This is a genomic window from Novosphingobium sp. 18050 (assembly GCF_902706195.1).
Classification (GTDB): domain Bacteria; phylum Pseudomonadota; class Alphaproteobacteria; order Sphingomonadales; family Sphingomonadaceae; genus Novosphingobium.
In genome coordinates this window covers 1-450 of the sequence record NZ_CACSJO010000088.1, presented here as the reverse complement: position 1 = coordinate 450, position 450 = coordinate 1, and the positions used below count along the sequence as shown (strand labels likewise).

The window sequence follows — 450 nt, the reverse complement described above, 5'->3', positions numbered from 1 at the left end:
CTACGTAGCCGATGTGCGGCGTGCAGATGCAGTTCTCGAGCCGCAGCAGCGCATGGCCCTGCAGGATCGGCTCGCTCTCGAACACGTCCACGGCGGCCATGCCGGGACGACCGCGGTTCAGGGCGGCGATCAGGGCGTCGGGCTCGATCAGCTCGGCGCGCGAGGTGTTCACGAGCAGGGCGTTGGGTTTCATGGAGGAGAGGTCCTCCAGGCGCACGATGCCGCGGGTGTCGTCGTTGAGCCGCAGGTGCAGCGAGACCACGTCGCACTGCGAGAAGAATTCCTCGCGCGTGGTCGCCACCTGCAGGCCGTCGCTGAGCGCCTGCGCGCGCGACGCCTCGCGGCCCCAGACGCGCACGTTCATGCCGAACGCGCGGCCGTAGCCCGCGACGATCTGCCCTATGCGGCCGTAGCCCCAGATGCCGAGGGTCTTGCCGCGCAGCACGGTGC

At 70.0% G+C, this 450-nt stretch carries 1 protein-coding gene; it reads right to left on the bottom strand.

Annotated features, from left to right (window positions below):
• On the bottom strand, positions 1-450 hold a 450-nt coding region (locus GVL61_RS24500), incomplete at both ends, for an NAD(P)-dependent oxidoreductase (protein ID WP_235037903.1).